The sequence below is a fragment of the Desulfosporosinus burensis genome (assembly GCF_054657535.1).
Window position 1 is genome coordinate 189,535 of sequence record NZ_BAAHYN010000003.1, and the last position, 23,788, is coordinate 213,322.

At 44.7% G+C, this 23,788-nt stretch carries 26 protein-coding genes; 1 reads left to right on the forward strand and 25 read right to left on the reverse strand.

Annotation, left to right across the window (positions count from 1 at the left end; all coding sequences use genetic code 11):
• Positions 1 to 563: 563 nt before the first annotated feature.
• The gene (gene selA, locus ACYQ3Q_RS06175) at positions 564 to 1,985 is read right to left on the reverse strand and encodes an L-seryl-tRNA(Sec) selenium transferase (protein WP_459927737.1); all 1,422 of its coding nucleotides are present in this window, start codon (positions 1,983 to 1,985) and stop codon (positions 564 to 566) included.
• Between the two features lie 230 nt (positions 1,986 to 2,215).
• Between selA and ACYQ3Q_RS06180 the strand changes: the two genes are divergently transcribed.
• A complete protein-coding gene (locus ACYQ3Q_RS06180; protein WP_459927738.1) occupies positions 2,216 to 2,419 on the forward strand; it encodes a hypothetical protein in 204 nt (67 codons plus the stop codon).
• Positions 2,420 to 2,476: 57 nt separating this feature from the next.
• Here ACYQ3Q_RS06180 and ACYQ3Q_RS06185 read toward each other — a convergent pair whose 3' ends face one another.
• From ACYQ3Q_RS06185 to ACYQ3Q_RS06300, 24 genes are all read right to left on the reverse strand, one after another.
• Positions 2,477 to 3,070: an adaptor protein MecA gene (locus tag ACYQ3Q_RS06185; RefSeq protein WP_459927739.1), complete on the reverse strand. Its 594-nt coding sequence runs from the start codon at positions 3,068 to 3,070 to the stop codon at positions 2,477 to 2,479.
• 129 nt (positions 3,071 to 3,199) lie between these two features.
• Complete coding sequence (locus tag ACYQ3Q_RS06190; RefSeq protein ID WP_459927740.1) at positions 3,200 to 4,303, reverse strand: DUF362 domain-containing protein; 1,104 nt, start codon at positions 4,301 to 4,303, stop codon at positions 3,200 to 3,202.
• Positions 4,304 to 4,379: 76 nt separating this feature from the next.
• Positions 4,380 to 4,820 (reverse strand): hypothetical protein, encoded by a 441-nt coding sequence (locus ACYQ3Q_RS06195; RefSeq protein ID WP_459927741.1) that lies wholly within the window; start codon positions 4,818 to 4,820, stop codon positions 4,380 to 4,382.
• 333 nt (positions 4,821 to 5,153) lie between these two features.
• Complete coding sequence (locus ACYQ3Q_RS06200) at positions 5,154 to 5,816, reverse strand: lytic transglycosylase domain-containing protein (protein ID WP_459927742.1); 663 nt, start codon at positions 5,814 to 5,816, stop codon at positions 5,154 to 5,156.
• An 82-nt stretch (positions 5,817 to 5,898) separates the two neighbouring features.
• Positions 5,899 to 6,363, reverse strand: a complete 465-nt coding sequence (locus ACYQ3Q_RS06205; RefSeq protein ID WP_459927955.1) for a chemotaxis protein CheW — start codon at positions 6,361 to 6,363, stop codon at positions 5,899 to 5,901.
• 50 nt (positions 6,364 to 6,413) lie between these two features.
• A complete protein-coding gene (locus ACYQ3Q_RS06210; RefSeq protein WP_459927743.1) occupies positions 6,414 to 7,166 on the reverse strand; it encodes a flagellar hook-basal body protein in 753 nt (250 codons plus the stop codon).
• Positions 7,167 to 7,194: 28 nt separating this feature from the next.
• On the reverse strand, positions 7,195 to 7,593 hold the full coding sequence (flgB, locus tag ACYQ3Q_RS06215; RefSeq protein ID WP_459927744.1) for a flagellar basal body rod protein FlgB: 399 nt from the start codon (positions 7,591 to 7,593) through the stop codon (positions 7,195 to 7,197).
• Positions 7,594 to 7,597: 4 nt separating this feature from the next.
• A complete protein-coding gene (locus ACYQ3Q_RS06220; protein WP_459927745.1) occupies positions 7,598 to 8,371 on the reverse strand; it encodes a flagellar hook-basal body protein in 774 nt (257 codons plus the stop codon).
• 59 nt (positions 8,372 to 8,430) lie between these two features.
• Complete coding sequence (locus ACYQ3Q_RS06225) at positions 8,431 to 9,882, reverse strand: flagellar hook protein FlgE (protein ID WP_459927746.1); 1,452 nt, start codon at positions 9,880 to 9,882, stop codon at positions 8,431 to 8,433.
• A 79-nt stretch (positions 9,883 to 9,961) separates the two neighbouring features.
• On the reverse strand, positions 9,962 to 10,459 hold the full coding sequence (locus ACYQ3Q_RS06230; RefSeq protein ID WP_459927747.1) for a flagellar hook capping FlgD N-terminal domain-containing protein: 498 nt from the start codon (positions 10,457 to 10,459) through the stop codon (positions 9,962 to 9,964).
• Between the two features lie 15 nt (positions 10,460 to 10,474).
• Positions 10,475 to 12,442, reverse strand: coding sequence for a flagellar hook-length control protein FliK (locus tag ACYQ3Q_RS06235; RefSeq protein ID WP_459927748.1), 1,968 nt, complete (start codon positions 12,440 to 12,442; stop codon positions 10,475 to 10,477).
• 80 nt (positions 12,443 to 12,522) lie between these two features.
• Positions 12,523 to 13,275: a FliA/WhiG family RNA polymerase sigma factor gene (locus tag ACYQ3Q_RS06240; RefSeq protein ID WP_459927749.1), complete on the reverse strand. Its 753-nt coding sequence runs from the start codon at positions 13,273 to 13,275 to the stop codon at positions 12,523 to 12,525.
• A 207-nt stretch (positions 13,276 to 13,482) separates the two neighbouring features.
• Complete coding sequence (locus ACYQ3Q_RS06245) at positions 13,483 to 13,875, reverse strand: hypothetical protein (protein WP_459927750.1); 393 nt, start codon at positions 13,873 to 13,875, stop codon at positions 13,483 to 13,485.
• Positions 13,875 to 14,357, reverse strand: a complete 483-nt coding sequence (locus tag ACYQ3Q_RS06250; RefSeq protein WP_034140786.1) for a chemotaxis protein CheD — start codon at positions 14,355 to 14,357, stop codon at positions 13,875 to 13,877. Before ACYQ3Q_RS06250 ends, ACYQ3Q_RS06245 begins: the two co-directional genes overlap by 1 nt.
• Entirely contained in the window at positions 14,354 to 14,950 is a 597-nt protein-coding gene (locus tag ACYQ3Q_RS06255; RefSeq protein ID WP_459927751.1) for a chemotaxis protein CheC, read from the reverse strand. Before ACYQ3Q_RS06255 ends, ACYQ3Q_RS06250 begins: the two co-directional genes overlap by 4 nt.
• Positions 14,951 to 15,595, reverse strand: coding sequence for a flagellar brake protein (locus ACYQ3Q_RS06260; protein WP_459927752.1), 645 nt, complete (start codon positions 15,593 to 15,595; stop codon positions 14,951 to 14,953). It abuts the gene before it with no gap.
• A gap of 52 nt (positions 15,596 to 15,647) precedes the next feature.
• Complete coding sequence (locus ACYQ3Q_RS06265; RefSeq protein WP_459927753.1) at positions 15,648 to 16,511, reverse strand: MinD/ParA family protein; 864 nt, start codon at positions 16,509 to 16,511, stop codon at positions 15,648 to 15,650.
• Complete coding sequence (gene flhF, locus ACYQ3Q_RS06270; RefSeq protein WP_459927754.1) at positions 16,504 to 17,661, reverse strand: flagellar biosynthesis GTPase FlhF; 1,158 nt, start codon at positions 17,659 to 17,661, stop codon at positions 16,504 to 16,506. Before flhF ends, ACYQ3Q_RS06265 begins: the two co-directional genes overlap by 8 nt.
• Positions 17,651 to 19,720, reverse strand: a complete 2,070-nt coding sequence (gene flhA, locus ACYQ3Q_RS06275; RefSeq protein ID WP_459927755.1) for a flagellar biosynthesis protein FlhA — start codon at positions 19,718 to 19,720, stop codon at positions 17,651 to 17,653. The genes flhF and flhA overlap by 11 nt, the downstream gene beginning before the upstream one ends.
• Positions 19,721 to 20,292: 572 nt before the next feature.
• Positions 20,293 to 21,348, reverse strand: coding sequence for a flagellar biosynthesis protein FlhB (gene flhB, locus ACYQ3Q_RS06280; RefSeq protein WP_459927756.1), 1,056 nt, complete (start codon positions 21,346 to 21,348; stop codon positions 20,293 to 20,295).
• Positions 21,345 to 22,124, reverse strand: a complete 780-nt coding sequence (gene fliR / locus ACYQ3Q_RS06285) for a flagellar biosynthetic protein FliR (RefSeq protein ID WP_459927757.1) — start codon at positions 22,122 to 22,124, stop codon at positions 21,345 to 21,347. Before fliR ends, flhB begins: the two co-directional genes overlap by 4 nt.
• A 118-nt stretch (positions 22,125 to 22,242) precedes the next feature.
• Positions 22,243 to 22,515, reverse strand: coding sequence for a flagellar biosynthesis protein FliQ (gene fliQ, locus ACYQ3Q_RS06290; protein ID WP_034140794.1), 273 nt, complete (start codon positions 22,513 to 22,515; stop codon positions 22,243 to 22,245).
• Positions 22,516 to 22,547: 32 nt separating this feature from the next.
• Entirely contained in the window at positions 22,548 to 23,315 is a 768-nt protein-coding gene (fliP, locus tag ACYQ3Q_RS06295) for a flagellar type III secretion system pore protein FliP (RefSeq protein ID WP_459927758.1), read from the reverse strand.
• Positions 23,315 to 23,788 carry a flagellar biosynthetic protein FliO gene (locus tag ACYQ3Q_RS06300; RefSeq protein WP_459927759.1) on the reverse strand — a complete coding sequence of 158 codons (474 nt, stop codon included), beginning with the start codon at positions 23,786 to 23,788 and terminating at the stop codon, positions 23,315 to 23,317. The genes fliP and ACYQ3Q_RS06300 overlap by 1 nt, the downstream gene beginning before the upstream one ends.

Here is a 23,788-nt window from a genome sequence, read left to right on the forward strand (position 1 = left end):
AGCGCTTTTGCGTCATTTGACGCAAACAGTACCCCCAGCACCTTCCAGTCAAACCCAATCGACTCAAGCTAAAGAAGGTTCTTAGCTTATGCAAGCCAAGAACCTTCCCCACTTGTCTGCGGTTTTGCCACCGTCGACCCAAGCCTAGAGGAAGTTTCTTAGCTGAGAGAGCATGATTAGTGGAATTGCGTCAATGAGCGCAGTCGATCAGGCGTTAAGAACCGCAACTGTTCACATGCGCCGGCACAGGACGTGCCAAGTGTCGAATGCGCCAAGACTCGAACAGGACGTTCGAGATTAGAGCGCCGCCATGACGATAAGCGGACGAGCTTATCGCCACACTGCAACTCATTACGCATACTCCTGCAGTGTGGATTGGCAAGGCGCCGTGACGGCATAGCATTCGACCAGTAAGCCCAGAAGTTTTGCGGTTTAGCCTGAGCGACAAGCGAATAGCAATGGAACACGATAGTCTCCGGTGGAGAGTATCGCCGAAGCCGCGATCCCAAAAGAAGTACTTAACGGCGTAGGATGTGCGAATGGGCTAAGAAACTTCCTCCCGCTTAACAACCCCATTGCCCCAACCGCCTCACAATCTCCTCACGATCTCCACTCAACAGAGTTCGCACATCAACAAGCACCCAATCCTTGTGAATCCGAGCCAATATAGCTACCGTCCCTAAGCGTAAAAACGCTTCTAACTCAAGGACACTCCCTTGAATTGGCCGAATAGCACACACCCATGTTGGCAGCTCTACCGTGGGCCAAGCTCCACCGCCCACCTGAGAGACATCCTCTTTCAACTCAACGGCAATTCTTGCATTCGACTGAAGTTCTGTTACAAGCTCAGAAGCAATTTTATGTAGTGTATCCAAAGGAGCGGAGAGCATCCTCCAGACGGGGATCTCGTCTATTCCTCCGTTTTCATATAAGCGCAAGGTTCCTTCAAGAGCAGCTAAGGTTAATTTATCGATCCTCAAAGCTCGGGTCAATTGATTTGCCCTAAGGCGCTCTATATAACCCTTCTTGCCAACGATAATCCCGGCCTGCGGACCGCCAAGTAATTTATCCCCACTGAACGTCACTAGGGCAAGCCCCGCTTTAACAGTTTGTTTTATGGTCGGCTCAATAGGGAACCCCAGACTAGCACCATCAAAGAAACTACCGCTGCCTAAGTCTTCCATCACTGCCAAGCCATGTTTTTCACCAAGTTCAACCAACTCGGCTCCAGAGACGGCATGAGTAAATCCTTCCACCCGATAGTTGCTTGTATGAACCTTTAATAACAAAGCAGTTTCCGGTCCAATGACCGATTCATAATCCCTAAGCCAAGTCTTATTAGTGCTTCCAACTTCCACAAGTTTGGCCCCACCCGCTTTTAAAACCTCAGGAATCCGAAAGGATCCACCTACTTCCACCAATTCACCCCGCGAAACAATGACCTCTTTTCCTTGAGCAAAGGTATTCATCATCAATAATACCGCAGCAGCATTATTATTGACCACCATAGCCGCTTCAGCACCCGTCAAGCGACACAAAATCTCTTCAACATGAACATAGCGCGATCCCCTCGACCCAGTCTCAATATTCAACTCAAGATTGCTGTACCTTTCAGCTTGCTCGGCAACAAAACGAGCAACCTCGGGGGCAAGTAAAGCTCTTCCGCAATTGGTGTGCAATACAACCCCCGTGGCATTGATAACTCGTCTTAGACTAGATTCCGCACTCGTCAACTCTTTTCGAAGCTCGTTTAATATCCATGGCCATAGCGTGGCTTCAAACTCATCAAACGAACCCGAATTCGTTGAATTCTTATAGACATTTTCTCTTGCCCTTTGTAAAACCTGTCGAACTCCCTGAGTTAAACGGGGCGATTGCCTCTCATTCGTCAAAAACGGACTGAATTCCGTTTCATGCTCCAGCCGAGAAATCACTTCATGAACAGCTGGAAGTGCCCTTAATTGCTTTTTTTTCTCTTGCTCCACCGATTCCCACTCCTTTTGGGCCATATTTATAATCGACCAATTTTCCCTAATCTGACCCGCACACTTTTTAGGATTTCGACAGCTCGATTAGCATATGATAAAGGAAATGTATGAATAGAGTTTTCTACGAACATAATCGGTGACAATCAAACTTACTTATTTGCTGAAGTTGTCCGTCATCTGGCTCCCCGGCCTCTGACCTCTGACTTCTGACTTCAAGGAGGAATTCCATGTCAAACATTCGCTCGATTACTAAAAACCAACAGTCAGCTCATCAAGCTATCATTCTTCCATTTAAAACACAAGTTCGCACAAAAGCACAGTTTCAGCCTTGTATATTTTGCGGTAAAACGATGAGGGTGCATAACTTTAAAGGCAAAACCGTTTGCATACACTGTCTGCGTCAAATCCCGGCTATTTTTTCCTTTGGTTAATTATCCAAAAAAGAAAAGGGAAGCAAAACGCTTCCCTTTTCCTATCCCTTCTCCATTTTAGCCATATGAAGGCTTATTGAAAGAAGCATTAAGCGTTTGAACAGCTTTAACGGAAATGATAGTCTTCCCATGCTCAGATAGAAAAACCCCCGTTGTGGCCACAATTTCTCCATATTCATCAAGGATTGCTTCAGCCAATAACCTTTTCTTGCCCGTTCCTAAACGATTGAGCACAAGGTAATATTCTTTTTCGAACTCATAAAGGCTTGAGCGCAGCTGACTAAAGTCTGGCAAACGTCTCACGGCTGAAATCAGATCTTCAAAATCAGCAAACACATAAACCAATTCAGTAACACGACCCTTGGAGATCTTTCGAACCGCCTTTTCTTTAACAGAACCCTCGCCTTGTTCTTCTTGCTTCATAATAGTAATCACAAATTCATCATTCGAAGCGACAGTTGCCTGAATCCAGAAAGGTTGATCCAAATTAAATTCTACTTCTTCTTTTGCCTGCGCTATGAGTTCCCAAAACAACTGCTCCGTCTTCGCTGATCGCTGAAATAGATCAGCCATCGTAATATCCCTGTCATTTAGCTCTGTCAAAGAGATAAAGATGCGGATGGTATGCTCATTAACTTTTTGGACACGCATATCCCCACTCTCCTTTCCGCATCAAGTTACTTACTTTATCTTATTCTCATTATAGCATATTACGCCATAACTTTTTGTGTGAAATTCATGGGAATTATACGTTACCTGCTTATCTCCAGACGAACGCATTTACCCGACTTGAATTAGCTTATAGTCCCTGCTTCCCAAACCAATCTTTTCCCCATAGGAAAGCTGAATTGTCCAGTCTATGTCTGGGAAAAGTACTCGAAACTTATCATGTTCAGCATAACGCTCACCCAGCTCTGAGTGCGGATTACCCTGCGCTTGGTTAATCAAATCCACAGCAGCTTGGTCAATAGCAATTGGATCTTTGGAAGCAAGTATGCCAATATCTCCGACAATCGGGACATCATTCCAATCACAACAATCACATAAAGGCGAAATATTTGTCACAAACGTAATGAATCCGGTCTTTCCTTCTTTCCCCTTGAGAACACCGACCGTATACTCTGCAATCTTTTCTTGTATGATATCGGCTTCTGTCTTCCAATTAATGGCGATAGCGCGAACTGGACAGGTAACGGTACATTCACCGCATCCAATGCATTTGTCTTGAGAAATCTCAGCCTTTAGTTCGACAACAATAGCACTGGCCGGACACCATTTTGCACACTTACCACAAGCTATACAGCGCTCTTCATTCACTTGAGGTAGAAGATCAGAATGTTGTTGCTGTTTACCAGCACGGCTGCCCAGACCCATGCCTAAATTCTTTAGTGTACCCCCAAACCCTGTCACCTCATGCCCTTTTAAATGAGTAATGGCTAGTAAGGCATCCGCTTGGACTGCCGCGCTCCCAATCTTCACCTCTTTGAAGTGCTTAAGATTGACTGGTATAGAACTATAGTCTTTACCATTTAGACCGTCCGCAATCACCAGAGGGGCCCCGATCACAGAATAATCGAAGCCGTTCTCAATCGCCGTCTCTAAGTGGTCAACAGCATTTGAGCGGGAACCTACGTAAAGTGTATTGGCATCCGTCAAAAAAGGACGGCCGCCTCTCTTTTTAACCTGATCAACAACCCGCCGCACATATTGGGGTCGGACATAGGCAAGATTTCCGCGTTCCCCAAAATGTAATTTGATTGCCACGAGATCTTTAGGGGCAATCGCGTCTAATAACCCAGCCCGTATTATCAAATGCTCCAGTTTCGTTAAAAGACTTTCCCCTCGTTTAGTCTTCATACTAGTAAAATAGACTTCTGAACTCAAACTACACACTTCCTTGTTAAAAAACTCATCATCGCTCTATCTTTATCTATTTACCTATCTTATTCGTAAATCCATTTTAAAGCAAACTGTCAGTAAACTCACATCGTATTACTTCTCGTCGTGTCGGCAGATACATAAGCTTAACCTGATCATCCAAATTTACCTTTTCATAGACATTCCGATCAACATAAAATTGGTTATTTTCCGAACTACTACCGAGGTCAATAATATACAAACCTGAACCCGAATCGTAGGCCTTTCCCTGTACCAAACCTTGGATCAAACCTGGTCGAACGAACCAATCTGGCTGGGAAAATAGTTCTGTATAAACCGCTAAAACTCCTACCCAAATTATGGTCTTCCCTGCCAGCAGCAAAAAACCCCATGTATCATGAGCAAAGCGCCATGTATTCAAGAATTTCCACCCCATTCGAAAGAGGACAATAACCCATATCAAAAGGAGCACGATCAGATCTGGCCAGGTCGTGCTCCACAGATAACTATAGTATTCTAGCATCTTTACCCCTTCATACTATTTGGCTTTAACTATTTGATCCTTACCTCCACCGCATGACAGACAAGATTTTGGACGGCAACGACCATCAGAAGTTGTCCTACGCTGGGAACATTTCCAAACCACCCTAGCCATTCCCTCATGTCTTGATAATAGTTCTTAAGTTAAGCTGATTCTATATAGTTTTGGTTTTATTGTCAATATCTTTGCCATTTTCTTTAACGCTCATAAGTCCGCACCTAATAGATACGGACATTCACTTAATCTATATGATACGAAAAGCTTTTCAATGGCATACAACTGATCATGCAAGCTAGAGAAAGCTGCCCGCAGAACTTACGCTTTTTGGTCGATGCTGTTCAGCCCATTCATGATCTTTTGTACATAAGCCTGAGTCTCTTTGTAAGGTGGAATTCCATTATATTTTTCGACAGCTCCAGGTCCAGCATTATAAGCTGCCAAAGTCAGCGGAATATTTCCCTTAAATCGATCGAGCAAATCCTTCAAGAAATGGGTTCCCCCATCTAAGTTCTGGGTCGCATCATAAGCATTCTGCACTCCATATGAAGCCGCTGTTCCAGGCATTAACTGCATCAAGCCCATGGCCCCCACTGGAGACGTCGCCTTGGAATTGAACGCCGATTCTGCCTTGACAACCTGCTGAATTAAATCAGGATTGACCCCATATTTTTGAGCCATGGAATATATCAAATGGTCAAGTGAACCCCTGTTTTCAGCGTTTGCCTTAAGAGCAGGGATTCCTTGATTACCACTAACCTCGGATGTTCCTAACAAGTTATTTGATTGGCTCATTAACCCTTGAGAAGAAGCCATTCCTTCCCCAAGTGCCGCTTTGAGTAACGTTGCAAAAAGCAGCATCTTTGAATTGTTATTTTCAGCTTCTGCTAGACCGGCTTTATCTGATTGTCCATTCTGCCAAGAAGCATTCATCTGTTGTAATTGAAATAAAAGAAGCATCTGTGCGGCATTCGTATTCATACCATTGCCTCCTTTCGCTGATTAACAACGGTTAGAAATTAAACGTCAGTTCTTACTTTATGATCTAGTAGCAATCAATGCGCTACTGAGCTGCTAGTTGACTAAGACCAAGCAATTCGGTATTGTCCAGCACGCGGTCAGGAACCAAAAGCATAATAATTCTATCTGGCAAGTTTACCAGTCCACCAATAAATGGAGCAGTAATTAAGGTTGGAGGTGGCGCCACATCCTCCAGCGTCCGTACTTCTAAGACTCTGTCGACGGCAAAACCTACTAATTTTTGATTAACTTCCGTAATTAAGGCGAAGGAATTAATTTCCGAGGAAGCATCTTCAGAGTTTCGGTGACCGACAGCCGAAATTCCAAAGCGAACGTGTAAATCGATGAGTGGAATTGCCTTGCCGCGTAAATTGATTAATCCTTGTACATAAGGAGGCGCCTGGGGAATCGAGCGTATTTCTCCAAGACGGGTAATCTCCCTTACAACATCTATCGGCATTCCATATTCTTCATTCCCTAAAGCAAAGACGACGACCTGTCCCACCAAAAACATTCAACTCTTTCCTCACATATTTAGCCTGCTTAATGCTTTGCTAGTTATACTCTACCGACTTCATTAACCGCTTTATCTAAAGCCTGGTCTTGGATTTGTAGTACTCTTTGGCTTGCCTCATAAGCGCGCATTGCCACAACCATCTTAACCATCTGATCGTTGACATTGACGTTTGACTCTTCTATTGCGCCTTGACGCATTTGGATAGCGTCCCGTGCCACTGGAACTGGGTCTTGAGTCGTATTGTAAAGTGTCGTTTTCCCTTCACGTTGCAATTCGGTTCCCTGAATATCGACAATTCTCAAACGATCAACAATCTCTCCATTGTCCCTAATTGTTCCATCATATTCTATTGAAAAATTAGGTCCCAGTGGTCCAATCTGTCCATTTTCCCCAAGCACAAGATTTCCTGCCGTCGTACGAAGGCGATTAGCCTCATCTAATTCAAAATGGCCGTTTCGAGTAAAACGTTCACCTGCCGTTGTTTGAACAACAAAATATCCCTCAGAAACTAAGGCCACATCGGTGAGCTGTTTCGTTTCAATTACCAATCCCGAACCATTCTTAAAGGCTACACGGTCAGCTAGGACACCCGTCCCCATAGCACCAATCTGCCCATTTTCCACCTCATTGCCACTTGACATTCGCTGTAAAAGCAACGAGGGAAATGAGGTCACAAGGTTTTGTTCTTCCCTATAGCCCGGATTTCGAATATTGTCCAAGTTCTCACCGATCGTCCCAGAAATTTTCTGGTTGGCGAGCATTCCTGTCGCGGAACTATATAATCCTCTAATCATTTTTTACCTCCGAATTGCTTCACCTTTATCACTTGATAACCATACGGAGCATTCCTAGCTGCGACGAAATAGTCCGTGTTAATGCATTGTAATACAGCCCGTTTTCTGCCACGTTAGTCATTTCACGGTCAATATCGACATTATTTGAATCATTACGAAGGCTTGTACTATGGTCCGTCTGCACTAAAGATTGATTCTCTGCTGTCCCGATCGCAAAATGCCTTGGGACCGACGTTTTGAGTGAAAGGGTAGACCCGCTTGTACCTAACGCAGCATTAAGTGCCTGCTGAAAATCAACATCTGAACGTTTAAATCCAGGTGTATCAACGTTAGCGACATTGTCTGCCAGAACTTTTTGCCTCAAACTTGAAGCATTCAGGCCCTTTTCTAGAACCGTCAAGATAGGATTGTCCAACCATCCAGACATTCGATTACCTCCTCAATGCATTGGCTTTCGCGAACATATCGTCTTCTTGTTGAATCATCTTTGCATCCATTTGGTACGCCTTTTGAGCTTGAACCAAATTCGTCATAGCGGTAGCTAAATCCACATTCGACTGTTCAATGGCGCCAGACTTAACTTCTCCGAAATCATTCGAACCAGGTGCACCTGTCTGAGCCACGCCAGACTCCAGTGTCTCAAGAAAGAGATTATTGCTTATTTGCTGAAGTCCATCTGTATTTATGAAATTGGCTAACGTAATTTGGGCAATTACCTCTTGTTTGCCATCGATCATCGCAAGAATATTTCCATTTGGCCTGACTTGAACCTCACCGAAATCCGGCGGGATTATCACTGCTGGTTGTAGAGCATATCCCTGTTGATTGACAAGCAGTCCATCACTATCTAATTGGAACATGCCCGCCCTAGTATAAGCTATATCGCCATTTGGGGGCTTTACTTGAAAAAAGCCCTGCCCATCGATCGCAATATCCCAAGGATTATTGGAACTCGTTACAATTCCTTGCGACATATCGATTCTTTTACCATGAAATAAAGCCCCGGTACCTACTCCTAAAGCTGCACCATCAGGAACTCCTCCGTATAAGGATAAATTAGCTGATTTTTCTTGAGCATCATAAGCCTCAGCAAGATTAACCACACTGGCCTTAAAGCCAGCTGTACTGATATTTGCAATATTATTAGCTAAAATATCCACTCTTTCTTGCTGAGCACGAAGCTGAAATTCTGAAGTTAGGCGCATCGTCTTCCCTCCACGACCTTTTAGAACTTTTATTTCGCATCAGTTACTGTATTATCTTATTAACGTTTGAGATCAATAAGCTCTTGGAGTAGCGAGTCGGAAACAGTAATAACTCGAGAATTAGCCTGGAAACCCCGTTGAGTAACGATCATGTCCGTAAACTCTTGAGATAAATCCACATTAGACATCTCAACCGCCCCTGGAACAATTGAAGCACGTCCATCTTCAGCTGCAGCGCCGATGTCAGGATCCCCCGAGTTATTGGTCGTAGTATAGAAGTTCCCGCCCAGTTTATTTAAGCCTGCATCATTTGAAAATTTAGCGATAGCAATTTGGGCGATTTTGTGAGTAGCAGAGGTATTCCCATCACTATAAACACCAGTGATAATTCCTGTTTGGTCAATACTAAAACTGGTTAAGGTTCGAGGGAGATTTAGGAAATCATAGCCGACTGTTTGAAGATCAAGTGTCGGTGACGGTACCGAACCTGACTTGTTAGAAAAGGTAATCGTATATTTACCATTGGTATTTTCCGCCCAATAAAAATCTTCCTCATCGTTTAATTCAGCCAAACTCGGGGCCATTCTATAGGTAGTCGAAGTCGGTGGATCCGTTGAGGTATCCGTAGTGTAAATATTCGCTCCTGCAGATGGCATATGATCGACTATAATCTTGTAGGGATTAGTGGGGTCAACCACGGGATTAGTGGCAGCAACATAACTAATATACGGAGCGGTTACCGAAGATCCGTCTGTAGGACGTATATACCCCTCGGAAAAGGTTATAATTCCTGTTTCGGGCTTGAACGTAAATTGACCCGATTTTGGGCTGCTTTCCACCCGTGTCATTCCATCAATTGTCATGTTTCCAGCCCCAACAAATTGTGGTGCTTTCATAGTTGTCGGGGTATCGGCGTTAACAAAAGTGTATACGACACCAGTTGGTAAATCAGTGTCATTTTCCACATTTAGCTGAATCTTTTCAGGCTTTATAGGCATATTTTTATCCTGAGGCAAAGAGTCCCCTAGGGAAAACTTAATGGCCCCATACCCCGGTCCTGTCCAATTTACCTTCGTGGAGTCATCGGCTCCCCAAGAATAACCCATTACCCGAGCCCCAGACGCTGGATCTTCGAGTTGTCCATCCCTATCAAAGCCAAAGCCACCTGCTCGAGTATAAACGATTTGTCCACCATTATCCATCACGAAGAATCCTGGCCCTTGTAACATAAGGTCTGTGTCCTTGCCCGTCGATTGAGAACTCCCTTGAGTCATAATTTTGTCGACTGAACCCAGTACCGCACCTAAGCCCACTTGAATGGCATTCGTTCCCCCTTGAGTCGCTGAAGGTGAAGAAGCACCCTTCATCGTTTGACTAAGCATCGTAGAGAAACTAGCTCTGCTCCGCTTAAAACCTAAGGTGTTGACATTAGCAACGTTATCCCCGATCACATCCATTTTTACTTGGTGGTTCTTCAGGCCTGAAATGGCCGAATATAGTGAACGCATCATGGCGCATATCCTCCTCTTTCTTTGTAGAATCTGATTTCTAGCTTTCCAAGTGGTCTTCTATCATTATCCAACGACAACATTAAGGAGTTGTTGGTATATCAGTTGTATCGGTACTCACTGGAGTTTGCTCCCTAATCAAAGTCACCAAATTCATGTCCAAATCCGCAAAGGTTCCGTCACTTTTGCGAATCTGCACCATTGGTTCGCCGTCGAGCCATTTCACAGCTTCAACGATCCCTTCCATAGGTGTCCCGCCATCAGTATTAATACCTCCGACCCATTTACCAATCATAGCCGCCCCTTGGGTAAGTGAAGCCTGTTGCGCAAAGTTGAACATGCTTTTGCTCAAGTCTTCCATGGACTTAGAAACATTGTTCATTTGCTCCAAAGAACTGAATTGGGCCATTTGAGAGATAAAATCCTTATTATCTAACGGTTGTAAGGGATCTTGGTTTCTTAATTCTGTGGTAAGTAATTTTAGAAAATCATCCTTACCCATGATTGACTTATTGATAGCCGCTGAAACAGACTGATTTCCATTCGTTGCGTTGTTCGTGCCATTGATTGTATTACTCATCCTTAATAGTTCCTCCTAAGCGGTGACATTAAGCCGATTATTTCCATCCGGGCCAGGGGAGAAGGGGTTGATGCCAGGGATTGCTTCCTCATCCTCACTTAGGTTCGTGTTCAAATCTAACGTCCTTTGTGATTCATTCCCTTGACGATTCTGCTGTTGATCTCCACCATGTTGTCCCATTTGCAACGTACCACAGTTCACACCCTGACTCGTAAGCGTATGACGCAGTTCTGAGAGTTGATTCTGAAGGACCTGACCAGTGGCTGCTTCAGAGGCATAGACCTGAAGATGAACCTGCCCATTTTCCCAACGCAAGCCAATCTGAATTCGTCCCAAGTCAGCTGGATGTAATTTAATATCCAGTTCCTTCAACTCTGAGTGTCGGTTGGTAAGTTGCTCTCGTAATACATTAGAGATCTGTTCCCAGACTGGAATTGCGACTGTTTTTCCGTCAAGAACGTTTCCCATTACGGTAGTTCCGACAGCTCCAATTCCCAAGCTTTGGCTCTGATTTTGAGAAGTCTTCACCCCTGAGAGCTCAGTGAATTCTGCTATAACACCTTTAGCCATCTCCTCGCCAGTATCCCCTTGAACATTTTTTAATAAGGGATTACTTTGTTGGAGATCTATTTGAGCTAATTTCTGCTTAGAATCAAATTCAAAAGATGGACCTTTGCCAGCCGTTACAGCTGTCTCCACCACAAGACTGCTACTCTTTGGCTGGGAAAAGAGGGTTTCAATCCCTCCACCTTTAGCTGCGAGCATTTCCTTGATGACTCCCTGAGGAACGCTTTTTTCTTGGACTTGACTTAAAATCTGATTTAGTACTACAAGCAACGAAGCAGCCTTCGTGTTTAGTTCTTTACCACCATTGCCTTGTTCCGTAGATAAAAAATCCAGCAATGGTTTGATAATAGTTTGTATACTAGAATTAGGTTCGTTCTTAGCGACCCCATCCGTTCTCTGTAGCCAGTCTTGCACGGTCGTGGCAAGAAGCTGCCTGAGATCCTCGACCCCTCTACCAGAAGCTATAGGGTTTACCATTTTGGTTCCACGATCTAAATCTATGCTAGCTCCTTCTGGCGATGAGTCCGTAATCTGTCTAGAGAATGCAGCCTCATCCGTGCCCTTCATCCAGCCTTGGACTGTCCTTGAGATAGCCTGCCTGAGATCCTCGACCCCTTTGCCTGAGCTTATGTTGTTTATAATCTTGGACTGTGCTTCATCCACTTCAGCCTCAAGATTCACCCCAAGAAGTGGTTTATCCCCCTCTAAGTTACCTACTGCTTGTCCATTGCTACTTTGTTCACTCATAATTTGAGCACGTGCTACCTGAACATTATTAACAAGGTCATCTGTTACCGTCAGCCACCCCTGCATGAGCTTAATTATTTCCTGACGTTCACTTAGTCCACGTTCTAAAACCAATGAAGCACGTTCGGGTGATGAGTCTGTAATTTGTCCTGAGAGTGCTACTAAAAGATCTGCGATCACCTGTCTATATTTATCCAATTCCGTAATCCCGGGGTTATTCTTTTGAGGTAGTTGTGTCGTCATTTCTTGCGTCGAAAATACCTCATTTATGTCCAGAGAAAGCTTATTCAACGCGCCTAAACTTTGGTTATCAGCCGCTGATAATCCCTCTCCAGTTCCCTGATTCACACCGTTTCCGGAATTGGCTTCCTTGCCTGCCGGAAGATCACTCAAAACAATTGGCTGCGAAAGAAATGCAAGTGCAAAATGAACGTACCCCAGATTCTGTCCAAAACTATCCGGGTTCTGTCCATCTTCCAAATCTTGAGCAATCTTAGGGTTTTGTCCGATCGGATCTGCGCTGATAGTCGTTAAACCACCGAGCATAGCTGCAAAGTCCGCAGTTGCGTTTTCTAAACTGTCTGCCGCATTTTTTCCCGTTAAGCTTGAAGTTTTATCTAATTTTCCCCCAATCTTTAGGGAATCCGAAAGGACATTGACACTAGACATCCACCGTCACCTCCTACGTAGACTTCTATTTACTTTATCGACAAAGTCCCAGTAAAACATTAGCTATAGGACAATTATTTTCAAAATAAGTTCTTTTTCTGTCGGCTAAGCCTTCCTCTAAGCCGTAAAATGGCTTGGGAATGAAGTTGGGAAATCCTAGATTCCGACAGCTTTAGAATTGCCGCAATTTCTTTTAGAGTCAGTTCTTCCTGATAATATAGCGCTACCACTAATTTTTCTTTATCCGGTAATTTTTCTACTGCAACAGCAAGAATCTGCTTTTGTTCCTCTTTCTCAACTTCTTGATACGCTTCCTGTGCTTCCTGATCGACGAGCAAATTTAAGGGCGTACCACTAGAATCTCCCTCATTATCTACCAGCGTTTCATCGAAGGAAGTCAGTGTTAAAATCTGAGCCTGAGCTAAAATACTTTCAATTTCCGTAACATCTACTTTGAGCAAATCCGCGACTTCCTCCACCGTAGCCACTCGCCCAAGGCGATATTCCAACTCAGCAAAGCCGTCCTGAACCCGCTTCACTTTCTGTCTCGCAGAATGAGGAACCCAATCCATAGTTCGTAGCCCGTCGATCATAGCACCACGAATACGAATCGAAGCATAGGTTTCAAATTTAAACCCTCGTGCAGCCTCAAACCGTTCCAGAGCATCAAGCAAGCCAAAGACACCATAACCAATCATATCATTCTCATCCACATGAGGTGGAAGAGACATAGATAACCGACCTGCAATGCGTTTGACCAATGGTAAATATTGTTCAATCTGTTCTTGTTTCCACGGTCCGCGCGCAGCGGATTCATAAGCGTTCGGTATCAAGTATTACTCACCTCCGTTTTCGTGGTTCGATATTCGTAGTTCGAGATTCGAGGTTCGAGGTTCGAGGTTCGAAAAGAGTACATTGAATATCTCACATGCCAATTTAATCCTAGGATTGTTCAACCAAACTTCAGATGCAGATAAAATTCTTCGTCGAAAATCCCTACGTCTTAGTTCGAACATCGAATATCGAATATCGAACCTCGATTACTCCCAGCCCATTCGCCGCACAATTTCTGCTTGCTGCTCACTGTCGGGTAATCCGGAGCTTAAATTTTGGTCAACTTGTCCTGGAAATCGTGATTCTTGGACCTGAAGATTTTGAGGTTCATCATCACCCACTGCGAAATCAATAACCCCCCCAGGTCCCACCTTCGAATCCACTGGCTCGTCCTGGGGCATCTGTGTGGCTGTTCTATTAAACAAGCTTAATGTTCCGACTAATAAGAAATACATTACTCCAAAGGCAACCCCAGCCCGAACTATCAATTGAAGAGTTTTCACTTCGTTGCCCCAACTCAGCAAGACAACAATGAGGGTAGTCACGAGGGAAAGGCGCATTGTCCAAACTCGATACAGTTCGCTAAGTTGGTCGGTCATTAAATCACCTTTTCACCATGATTAATCGTTCTAATGTGCAATTCTCCTGTTCCAACATCAAAATGAATTGTACGTCCAAAACTTCCCCCGACATCGGCAACCAAAAGCGGAATTCCATTCTTTTTTAGTTCCTGTTCTACCGCTTCAGCATTGCGATCCCCGATTTTTAGAACCTGAGGTTTTCCGGGAAACGAAAACATCTGTGCGCCACCTGCTATTTTAGCCCTTAAGCGGGTTTTATTGGCACCCATACCTAGAATTTCTCGAAGTAATAATTCCAACGCAGTATCCGCATACTTCGCCGGGTTCCCTCCCAAACTTCCATTTGCCGTTGGAAGCATAATATGAGCTAACCCACCCACTTTGAAAATCGGGTCATGTATGCAAATCCCAATGCAAGAACCTAAGCCCGCTGTGAGCAATCTTTCTGGTGCAGTTGCCGTTTTAAGATCAGCCATTCCTACTGTGATAACTCCATTCATACTCCCATGGCCCCTAACAATTTATTCAATGAACCATCATCCGGCAAAAAGATGAATTGCCCTTCAATTTTTGGTATTCCCGTGAGTTGTGTATCGATAAATAACACCGTGTCCTCAAGTACACCCTCTTCAAGAAATATCGCATCTAAGCTCGCGCCAATCATGTCGACTGCTAAAGCCGGTACAGAAGGTTGAAGGGGAATCCCTGAAAATTGAGTTAAGGCAATCAGAAAGGAACTCACCAAGATATTTCCAACTTCTTTCAAAGCTGATTGCGCCATCTCATCAAAAAATATGTCCACTGGCTCAGTCATCCCAAACAGGGCCTGAACCACTATTTCCGCGCTTTCAACTGGAAAGAAAAAAACAGCTTTTCCTGGGGCCTCCCCCTCTACTTTTACATAGATGACCGCCTGAGGTGTATCAAGCTGTCCAATAATAGCCGAAACCTGTTCAAACGCTACTGCCCAAACTTTCGGTACAGACATATCGATTCGGCGTTGTAAAAGCGTAGACAAAGCTGTTGCTGCATGCCCTGAGCCAATATTTCCAATCTCTCGCAATGCATCTTGTTGGAATTGTGTAATCTCCATTTATACCAATCCTTTCTTACGCATTGCCCTTTGAATATCAAAAACACAGCGTATGATCTTATCGCGCTCTCGTTCCGAGAGGTCGTGAAATTCGACCGAAATGCGGTATCGTTGAGTATTCTCCATCCATTCAGCCCTACAAACTCGAACTGGAGTCTGCAGTTCTCCGTTTGGTAGGGTTAAATGCGCGTAAAGAATTGATTTATTTTCCACACGTTCTTTCGTTGAAAAGCGCATTCCTCCACCACTTAAGTCTAACATCATCGCTTTATGAATGTCACTAAGACCTTCTCTCGTCACCATTCGAAACGTTACAGGAAAAACAGCAGGAACTCGAACAAAGTTACGGCGTTGCACTTTATCGATAGAATCTGGTAATTCTAGAATAAAAATGGGAACTGGTACTGCGACTCTTTGCATGATTTTCCCTTTAAATGAGTAAGCCGCTGATTCGTCCCAAAATGTTAGTTTTATCTTCGTCTCCTCGCGCAGTGGGACCACCTCGCCGTGTTCATAAGGGGCACCGACAGCTAAGATTCTTTCTCCCACTTCTTCAATACGCGTCCGATAGGTTCCTTCATATTCTCCTTCTAATACAACAAGTTCAACGGTCAGTCCGAGCTGAAGTTTGTTCTTATACGACAAATTATCCCCCCCTTTATCGAAGTTCGAGGTTCGAGGTTCGATGTTCGAATATTTAAAACGAGCGGAGCAACTTACTTAGAAACCCTCGCACACCGCCAACTTGACGCTGTTGAGTAAGATTTATCCCTACCACCTTACCCGCAATCCATTGGATGCAACGATACGCGGAACTGTCTGGAAAACTGATTCCTAAAGGCTCCTGCAGCATCACTGAGCGTCCAACGAGCGTATCATCGTAAACCCAACCTAAGAAACTAAGCGACCCTTTTAAGAATCTCTGCACTGCCGTTTCCAGCCGTTTAAATGTCGCCTGAGCATCCTCTTCAGACCTGACTCGGTTGATTACCATATGAATGGGTACTTCACCCGCTTCTATCCTCAACGATTTAAGCAATCCATAGGCATCAGTTAGTGCTGTTGGTTCCGGTGTTGTCACCATGATAATATCATCTGCAGCCTGCAAAAAGTTAATCACCGTATGCCCAAGGCCGGCACCCGTATCAATAATTAATACGTCTGCCATCTTTTCTAATCTCCCCAGATTTGCGATGACGTTCTTCAGCCTATCTCGCTCTAGATTGGCAAGACCCTGGACTCCAGACCCCCCTGGTATTATCCCTATACCCCGAGGACCGGTCAGAAGAATTTGTTCAATGGTTTTTTCCCCTGACAATAAATGTTCAATCGTATACCGTGCTGTAAGTCCAAAGGCAATATCTACATTGGCGAGCCCCAAATCTCCGTCTAATATAATAACTCGTTGTCCATATTCAGTCAGAGCAAGCGCAAGGTTAATCGTAAAACTGGTTTTGCCCACGCCCCCCTTACCGCTAGTCACGGCAATCACTCTCATTTTAGCCTGTTTGTGGTTTTCGCGAGAGGCCAAATCGCGCAATACACTAGCTTGATCATGCATGAGGAATCTCCTCCCCAATGATGTAGCGCGCCAAGCGGTATGGTGTCGCTGCCTCAATATCATCTGGTACATTCTGCCCGTTTGTTAGATAGGCAGTAGGGAGTGTGGTCTGACCTAAGAGATTGAGAATCGAGCCTGCACTGCCTGTCTCGTCTAACTTAGTAAAAATGAGATGGGTCGTTAAGTTTTCAAATCGTTGATAGATTCGTGCTTGATCCGCAAATTTCGTACTCGCACTCATCACCAGCATCGTGAAATCTGGTTTTGCCTTATCCAAAAAGGAGCGAAGTTCTGACATATGCAAATCATGATGAGGACTTCGACCAGCCGTATCAATAAAAATGAGTTCTTTATCCGCATGAAGCTGCAAAGCGTCGCTAAGCCCAGACGGGGTCATTGCGACTTCAACGGGCACACCGATGATTTCACCAAAGGTTTTGAGCTGTTCAACAGCAGCGACCCTGTAGGTATCCACCGTAATCATAGCCACTTTTCGTTTATCGACAATACTAAATCCAGCCGCAAGTTTACCGATAGTCGTCGTTTTTCCGACACCCGTTGGTCCAATTAAGGCAACAATCCTTGGCTTGTCAATACCTGGCTGGATAAGACCAATTTGCCCACATATTTGTCGGACATTAGCTTCAATCCGAGCATATACTAGAGAATTGTCCACCCATTCATGGGGCGGCAACGTTTGCTGCACATGACTAAGGATGCGCCTGACTAGGTTTTCGCTTATCCCTCTGTCCAATAAATGATCCGCCCATCTTTGCAGAACAGGTGGCCAATCACTTTTTTCCTCACCGTCACCCTCCATTTGCTTATTCATTTTCTCAAGCAATAGTCGCATAGATTTCATTTCTTCTTGCAGGGCTTCAGACGAGTCTTTAACGACAGACACTTGCCTATCTTGAGGCCGTTTTACGTCTTCCCGAAGACTTCCTTCCTTAGGAACTGATATCTGCTCTTTAACGGGTGTTTCTTCAATAGCAGCAGTAATTTCAACTTTCAGCTTACCAAATAAGCCTAGAAATCCGCCTTCGCGAATCTCACGCGTTTGCAAAATGACTGCCTCAGATCCCAGTTCCCTTTTCACTTTCCCCATGGCCTCTGCTACATTATCCCCTACAAATCGCCTAACTCGCACGATCCATCCCCACCATTCCTACAGCTTGCACTTGTACCCCTTGGACTAATTCATTATACGAAAGCACCATGAGTTGTGGAAGTTGACGCTCTGTCACTCGTTTTAGGTTAATCCTCACAAGTGGAGCACAAACAATCACTGGCGTAAACCCTTTAAGAATGACCTTTTCTACTTCTCTGGTGAGATTTTGCATTAAGATTTGTAACACCTTGGGATCAAGCGCTAAATAGGTACCATAATCGGATGGTTGAATACTGTCCAGAATTTGCTGTTCGATCTGGGGATCTAAAGTCATTACTGGTAAGTTCTTATCTTTTCCCAGCAAAGGCTGTAAAATCTGTCGAGCCAAACCCTGCCTCACGTGTTCAGTCAAGCGATCTAAATCTTTGGTACCATGAGCCTGATCCGCCAGAGTTTCCAAAATAGTGACCATGTCTCGAATTGAGACCCTCTCACGAAGCAAGTTCGCTAGAACCTTCTGCACTTGACCTAGGCTTAATAATTCTGGAATCAATTCATCTACAACTGTAGGCGCCAATTCCTTAGCATGATCTATAAGGGTTTTAACATCTTGGCGGCTCAGAATTTCCCACGCTTGCGATTTAATCACTTCCGTGATATGGGTCGCCAAGACAGTAGGTGCATCTACCACCATCCACCCGTTAAGCTCTGCTTGTTCCCTATAGATCGCATTAATCCATAGGGCATCAAGTCCGAAGGCCGGTTCTTTGGTCGGGATCCCCGGTATGGAGTTATCCTCAAATCCATTGCTCATGGACATAAAGTGATCCGCCAAAAGTTCACCGGTTGCTAATTCTGCTCCTCGAATTTTAATGACGTATTGGTTAGGCTGTAAATTCATATTATCTCGAACCCGAATCACCGGAACAATAAATCCTAATTCGCTGGCAATTTGACGACGAATCAGAACAATTCGATCCAGTAAATCTCCCCCTTGCTGAACATCCACTAAAGCGATCAACGCATAACCCAATTCTAGTTCCATATGATCGATATTTAATAAGTTTAAGACATTTTCCGGTTTCTTACTCTCTTCAATTTCCGACTCCCTGGCGGCCGCCGTTTCCTCAACAACTGAGACCTTAGAATTTCGTTGGAGCATTACTCCCATGGCAATTAATGCAGCAGACACAATAAACAGGGGGAATTTCGGTAAACCAAGGAATGCTAACATACTCAAAACCCCAGCTGTAATGAATAAAGCCTTCGGCTGTCTAAACAACTGTTTGACCAAATCTTCACCCAAGTTGTTTTCCGAAGCTGCCCGAGTGACCACTAGACCTGTGGCGGTACTGATCAGGAGGGCAGGGATCTGAGAGACAAGCCCATCTCCAATCGTCAACAAAGTATACTTATGCAGGGCTTCCAGCAAAGGCATATCCTGCATCACAACTCCAGTGATAAAACCCCCAATGATATTAATAAATAGAATGATAATTGCAGCAATGGCATCCCCTTTAACAAACTTGGTTGAACCGTCCATTGCACCATAGAAATCCGCTTCTTGTTGAATCGCTTTACGCCGATCGCGAGCCTGTAGTTCGTTTATCATCCCTGCATTGAGGTCAGCGTCAATTGACATCTGCTTCCCTGGCATAGCATCCAACGTAAAACGCGCAGCGACTTCCGAAACTCGCTCTGCTCCTTTTGTGATTACAATGAATTGAACCAGTACCAAAATAATAAATATAATAAAGCCGACTACAGCATTTCCACGGATGACGAATTCACCAAATTGTTGGATAATTTCGCCTGCATGGCCGTCAAGAAGAATGAGACGAGTTGCCGAGATATTCAGAGACAACCGGAACAAGGTTAAGGCCAAAAGGAGCGAGGGAAGAGCCGAGAATTCTAACGGGTCTTTAGCAAAAACCGCTAACATCATGGTTAATATCGAAGCAGTAATGTTTAAAGTAATGAGGATATCTAACATTCCCGAAGGCAAAGGAACAACCATCATGACCACTATGCCCACCATTCCAATGGCCGCAATAATGTCTGTATTAGCTAGGAATCGCTGCTTCGTAGATAAAGCCATGATTGGTCTCCTTTCGTTAATTACAATTGGGAGAGGGGAGGAAGTGTCTTAGCACGTTCGCACATCCTACGCCGGTAAGTATTTCTTTTGGGATCGCGGCTTCGGCGATACTCTCCACTGGAGACTATCGTGATCCATCGCTATTCGCTTGTCGCTCAGGCTAAAACTCAAAACCTCTGGGCTTTCTGAAAGTGCGTCGCTCCTTGCCATCCTTGGCACCGCGACATTAGTCCATCCATGGACAAGTCCCGTTGAGTTTCTTAACGCCTTATCGACTGCGCTCATTGACGCAATTCCACTAATCGTGCTCTCTAAGCTAAGAAACTTCCTCTAGCTTGGGTCGACGGGGTTAGGTTACGGATTAGGCCTACGGATTAGTCTTACAGTTAGTTGGGACCTAGGCCTTCAGAGCTGTTTGTGTCTTTGACACAAATTCGCTTCTGCAAGTTTGTGCAAGTTTACAAGTCTGGGGACGGTTCTTGGCTTGCATACTACGCTTTTTACAAAGGCAGAGCATGATTCTGAATAATGCAAGTTAGAAACCGTCTCTAACTTGCGTTCCTTACTTACGTTTATGCCCGCATAGATTTCCTTTTCTTTAAGCGATACACAAAGGCCAAAACTTCGGCGACTGCCTTATACAGATCCGCCGGGATTCCTTGCCCAAGGTCTACCTGAGCGTAGAGGGCACGGGCCAGCGGCTTGTTTTCCATAATCACAAGGTCATATTCTTTCGCGAGTTCCCTTATTCTCAGGGCGATATGATCTTGCCCTTTGGCGATGACATAGGGAGCTTTATTTGCTTTAATGTCATAGCGCAGGGCGACTGCTATGTGGGTTGGATTAGTGACGACAACATCGGCTGTTTTTAAATCCTGCATCATACGGCTCATGGCCATGGCCCGCTGTCGTTTCTTTATCTCACTTTTGAGTTCAGGATTACCTTCGGTTTGTTTATACTCTTGTTTTAAGTCCTCGTGAGACATCTTTAAGTTTTTTTCATATTCCCAGCGCTGATAGAAATAATCGAAAACGGCTATGCCTAAGAAAGATATCGAAATATTCCAAGCAAGTTCCATCAAAGCCTGTCCTAGAAAAATTGCTCCCTGTTCCACACTCAGTTGCTGCAGCGCGGGGTAAATATGCACTCGATCTCGGATACTAGCGTAGAGGAAATATCCAATCAAAGTGACTTTCATTAACGTTTTTGTCAATTCAACCCAAGCTTTAACTCCAAACATCCGTTTTGCACCACTGATCATACTTAGACGGGATAGCTGAGGTTTCATCGACTCCCAAGTAAATAGAACTCCCACTTGTATGTAATTCGAGATTAAGGCGATTAGAAACCCTGTCGCCAGAATTGGTGCCAAGATTTGGATACCCTGCCAAAGAATGTTTAGCATGAGGGTAGCTACCGAACCTTCAGTCCATTCCATCGAGAGGCCCAAGACATAAGGAAAAAGGTGCCCCAATCGAACCATCATGCTTGGAATCCAAAATTTTAGCACTGCCACGAGTCCTAAGAGCATGAGCGCTGATATGACTTCTTGGCTTTTAAAAACTTGACCTTTTTTACGCGCATCCTCTTTGCGCCTGGGCGTAGCGGGATGTTTTTTTTCACTCACTGCTTCCACCCCTGATAAAGCTCTAAGATCCAAGACATATTGGTCTTAAAGAGTTGGGCAACGGCTTCCCCCCAAAACGGAATTGAGAGGAATAGAATAATAAATCCGAAAGCAATCTTGACCGGGAAGATAATAGCAAAAATGTTGAGTTGAGGCACCGTTCTCGCTAAGAGGCCGACGCCAACATCTGACACTAGTAGTGCTCCAAAGACTGGCATTGCTAATTGTATCGCTAAAGAAAACACATGCACGAGAAGCTCAACATAATAATGATAATCGCTGGGTACGTTTGTGGGGTTAATGGGGATATAGGCATAACTCTTGACCATAGCTGCAATAAGATAATGATGAGCATTGGTTGCCAATAAAAGCATCGTAGCCAAAACCATCTGAAAATTGCCCATCATAGGGCTTTGAACTCCATATACAGGGTCAATGGCTGCCCCCATGGTAAAACCCATTTGAAAATCAATCAGTTGCCCTGCCCCTTGAAGGACAGCGGTGAACGTGTAAATCACGAAGCCGATGACCACTCCCACCAAGACTTCCTTAATGACGACCGCAATAAACAGTAATAATTCACTGGGAATAGGCGGGTTCGTCGCATGAATTAGTGGATAGACAATTACGGTAAGGCTAGCTGCAAAACCCAGCTTCACCAGGGCTGGAACGCCCCGAGCACCAAAGACTGGGGCTAACATAATCATGCCTGCCCAGCGAAATAAAATGAGCAAAAATAATGAGAGGTTCCATTGGAGCAGTTGTGACAAACCCAAATTTCTCCCCCCCCCAAATCGATGTTCGCGGTTCGATGTTCGTGGTTCGAAGTCCGGTTCGATTTTCAAGTTTCGAATATCGTGCATCGTGCATCGTGCATCGTGCATCGCGTCTCGCTCACATGCCTCCGAAGGTTGCCAACTGAGTTAACAAATTGGATGTGTAGGCTGTCAGCACTGAGAGCATCCATGGGCCTAAGACAAGCATGACGACTGCAACCGCGATAACTTTAGGAATAAAGGTCAGCGTTTGTTCCTGAATCTGGGTCATTGACTGAAATATACTGACCAACAAACCAACCAACAAACTCACACCGAGTACCGGTCCTCCTACAAGAAGCACAGCTCCCACAGCTTCTCTAGCCATATAGAGTACTTGATTCTGAGTCACTGATCCTGCCCCCTTTCCTCTACTGGTACTCTCTATTTAAAACTTGTGACTAAAGACTCAACCACTAGATGCCATCCATCCACTAACACAAATAAGAGTATTTTGAACGGCAGTGAGACCATCATAGGAGGTAGCATCATCATTCCGATGGACATCAGAGTACTTGCCACAATCATATCAATGACAATGAAGGGGATAAATATGGCGAATCCCATTTGAAAAGCTGTCTTCAGTTCACTAATTACAAAGGCTGGAATGAGGACATAGGTCGGCACGTCCCGGTAAGTTTTGGGTCGCTCCATTTTAGATAAACCTACAAAAAGCTCCAGATCCTTTTCTCTAGTCTGTTTAAACATGAAGATCCGAAGCGGTTCCTCGGCATTATTTAGAGCCTCTGTTTGGGTGATCTGATGGTTCATGTAGGGTTGTAGCGCATTAGTATTAATTTGATTCCAAGTCGGTATCATGATAAAGAAGGTAAGAAACAAGGCCAGCCCCACAAGCACCTGGTTGGGGGGGAGTTGTTGAGTTCCGAGTGCATTTCGCACAAAAGACAGCACGATAATAATCCGGGTAAAGGAGGTCATCATCATGAGAATAGCCGGCGCCAATGACAACAAGGTCATCAACAGCAAAAGCTGCACAGAGGTACCTGTTTGTTGGGACGTTGTGCTCCCCAGATCCAACGTGATACCAGCTGCCTGAACTGTTTCGGGATTTGTCATCATCCCAAATCCCAAGGCTATTCCAAAAGGCAGCCCCAGCCCTAAGCGCTTAATTAGTGAGCTTGAAGAAGACATTATTTTTCTACCTCCTCAAGCATACGCTCAAATTCTGTAGCAAAAGAGTCTTTCTTCCTTCCAGAGGTCTTCCGCCATAGCTTTGGCAAGCTTTGGGCCAAGCCTTCCACGCGATCATTCTGACGAGTCGCAATTTCCTCTAGAATTTCGGCAGCAACCTTGGGGTCATGGATCTCCGCGATTTTCTGTAAATGATGATCCGATCCGCCAAGGACTTGTAATTGACCAGCAATTTCTATGAGATATAGGCTTTGCTGTCCGTTCAAGACTTGTCGATCGATAAGTCTTGCCCACGGAGCATTCAGGCTTCGAAGGTTGGCTCGATTAAGTCGACGGATTATCCAAAGACAGACCAGTAAAATAACGAGAAATACCAGCAACGTACCCATAAGCCCCCACCATGAGAAAACAGATTGTGCAACAACCGGAGCAACATCACTTGTAGGAAGCGGCAGGTCTTCGTTGAATGGCAT

Bases quoted from the DNA above. Each gene is read 5' to 3' on its own strand.
- ACYQ3Q_RS06245 (WP_459927750.1), bottom strand. From the start codon at position 13,875: ATGACCGACCAACTTAGCGAACTGTATCGAGTTTGGACAATGCGCCTT.
- ACYQ3Q_RS06250 (WP_034140786.1), bottom strand. From the start codon at position 14,357: ATGAATGGAGTTATCACAGTAGGAATGGCTGATCTTAAAACGGCAACT.
- ACYQ3Q_RS06210 (WP_459927743.1), bottom strand. From the start codon at position 7,166: ATGATTAGAGGATTATATAGTTCCGCGACAGGAATGCTCGCCAACCAG.
- flhA (WP_459927755.1), bottom strand. From the start codon at position 19,720: ATGGCTTTATCTACGAAGCAGCGATTCCTAGCTAATACAGACATTATT.
- flgB (WP_459927744.1), bottom strand. From the start codon at position 7,593: ATGTCTGGATGGTTGGACAATCCTATCTTGACGGTTCTAGAAAAGGGC.
- ACYQ3Q_RS06255 (WP_459927751.1), bottom strand. From the start codon at position 14,950: ATGGAGATTACACAATTCCAACAAGATGCATTGCGAGAGATTGGAAAT.
- ACYQ3Q_RS06235 (WP_459927748.1), bottom strand. From the start codon at position 12,442: ATGTCTAGTGTCAATGTCCTTTCGGATTCCCTAAAGATTGGGGGAAAA.
- ACYQ3Q_RS06200 (WP_459927742.1), bottom strand. From the start codon at position 5,816: ATGAATACGAATGCCGCACAGATGCTTCTTTTATTTCAATTACAACAG.
- ACYQ3Q_RS06300 (WP_459927759.1), bottom strand. From the start codon at position 23,788: ATGCCATTCAACGAAGACCTGCCGCTTCCTACAAGTGATGTTGCTCCG.
- ACYQ3Q_RS06220 (WP_459927745.1), bottom strand. From the start codon at position 8,371: ATGCGCCTAACTTCAGAATTTCAGCTTCGTGCTCAGCAAGAAAGAGTG.
- fliP (WP_459927758.1), bottom strand. From the start codon at position 23,315: ATGTCTTCTTCAAGCTCACTAATTAAGCGCTTAGGGCTGGGGCTGCCT.
- ACYQ3Q_RS06230 (WP_459927747.1), bottom strand. From the start codon at position 10,459: ATGAGTAATACAATCAATGGCACGAACAACGCAACGAATGGAAATCAG.
- ACYQ3Q_RS06180 (WP_459927738.1), top strand. From the start codon at position 2,216: ATGTCAAACATTCGCTCGATTACTAAAAACCAACAGTCAGCTCATCAA.
- ACYQ3Q_RS06185 (WP_459927739.1), bottom strand. From the start codon at position 3,070: ATGCGTGTCCAAAAAGTTAATGAGCATACCATCCGCATCTTTATCTCT.
- ACYQ3Q_RS06225 (WP_459927746.1), bottom strand. From the start codon at position 9,882: ATGATGCGTTCACTATATTCGGCCATTTCAGGCCTGAAGAACCACCAA.
- ACYQ3Q_RS06265 (WP_459927753.1), bottom strand. From the start codon at position 16,511: ATGCATGATCAAGCTAGTGTATTGCGCGATTTGGCCTCTCGCGAAAAC.
- ACYQ3Q_RS06195 (WP_459927741.1), bottom strand. From the start codon at position 4,820: ATGCTAGAATACTATAGTTATCTGTGGAGCACGACCTGGCCAGATCTG.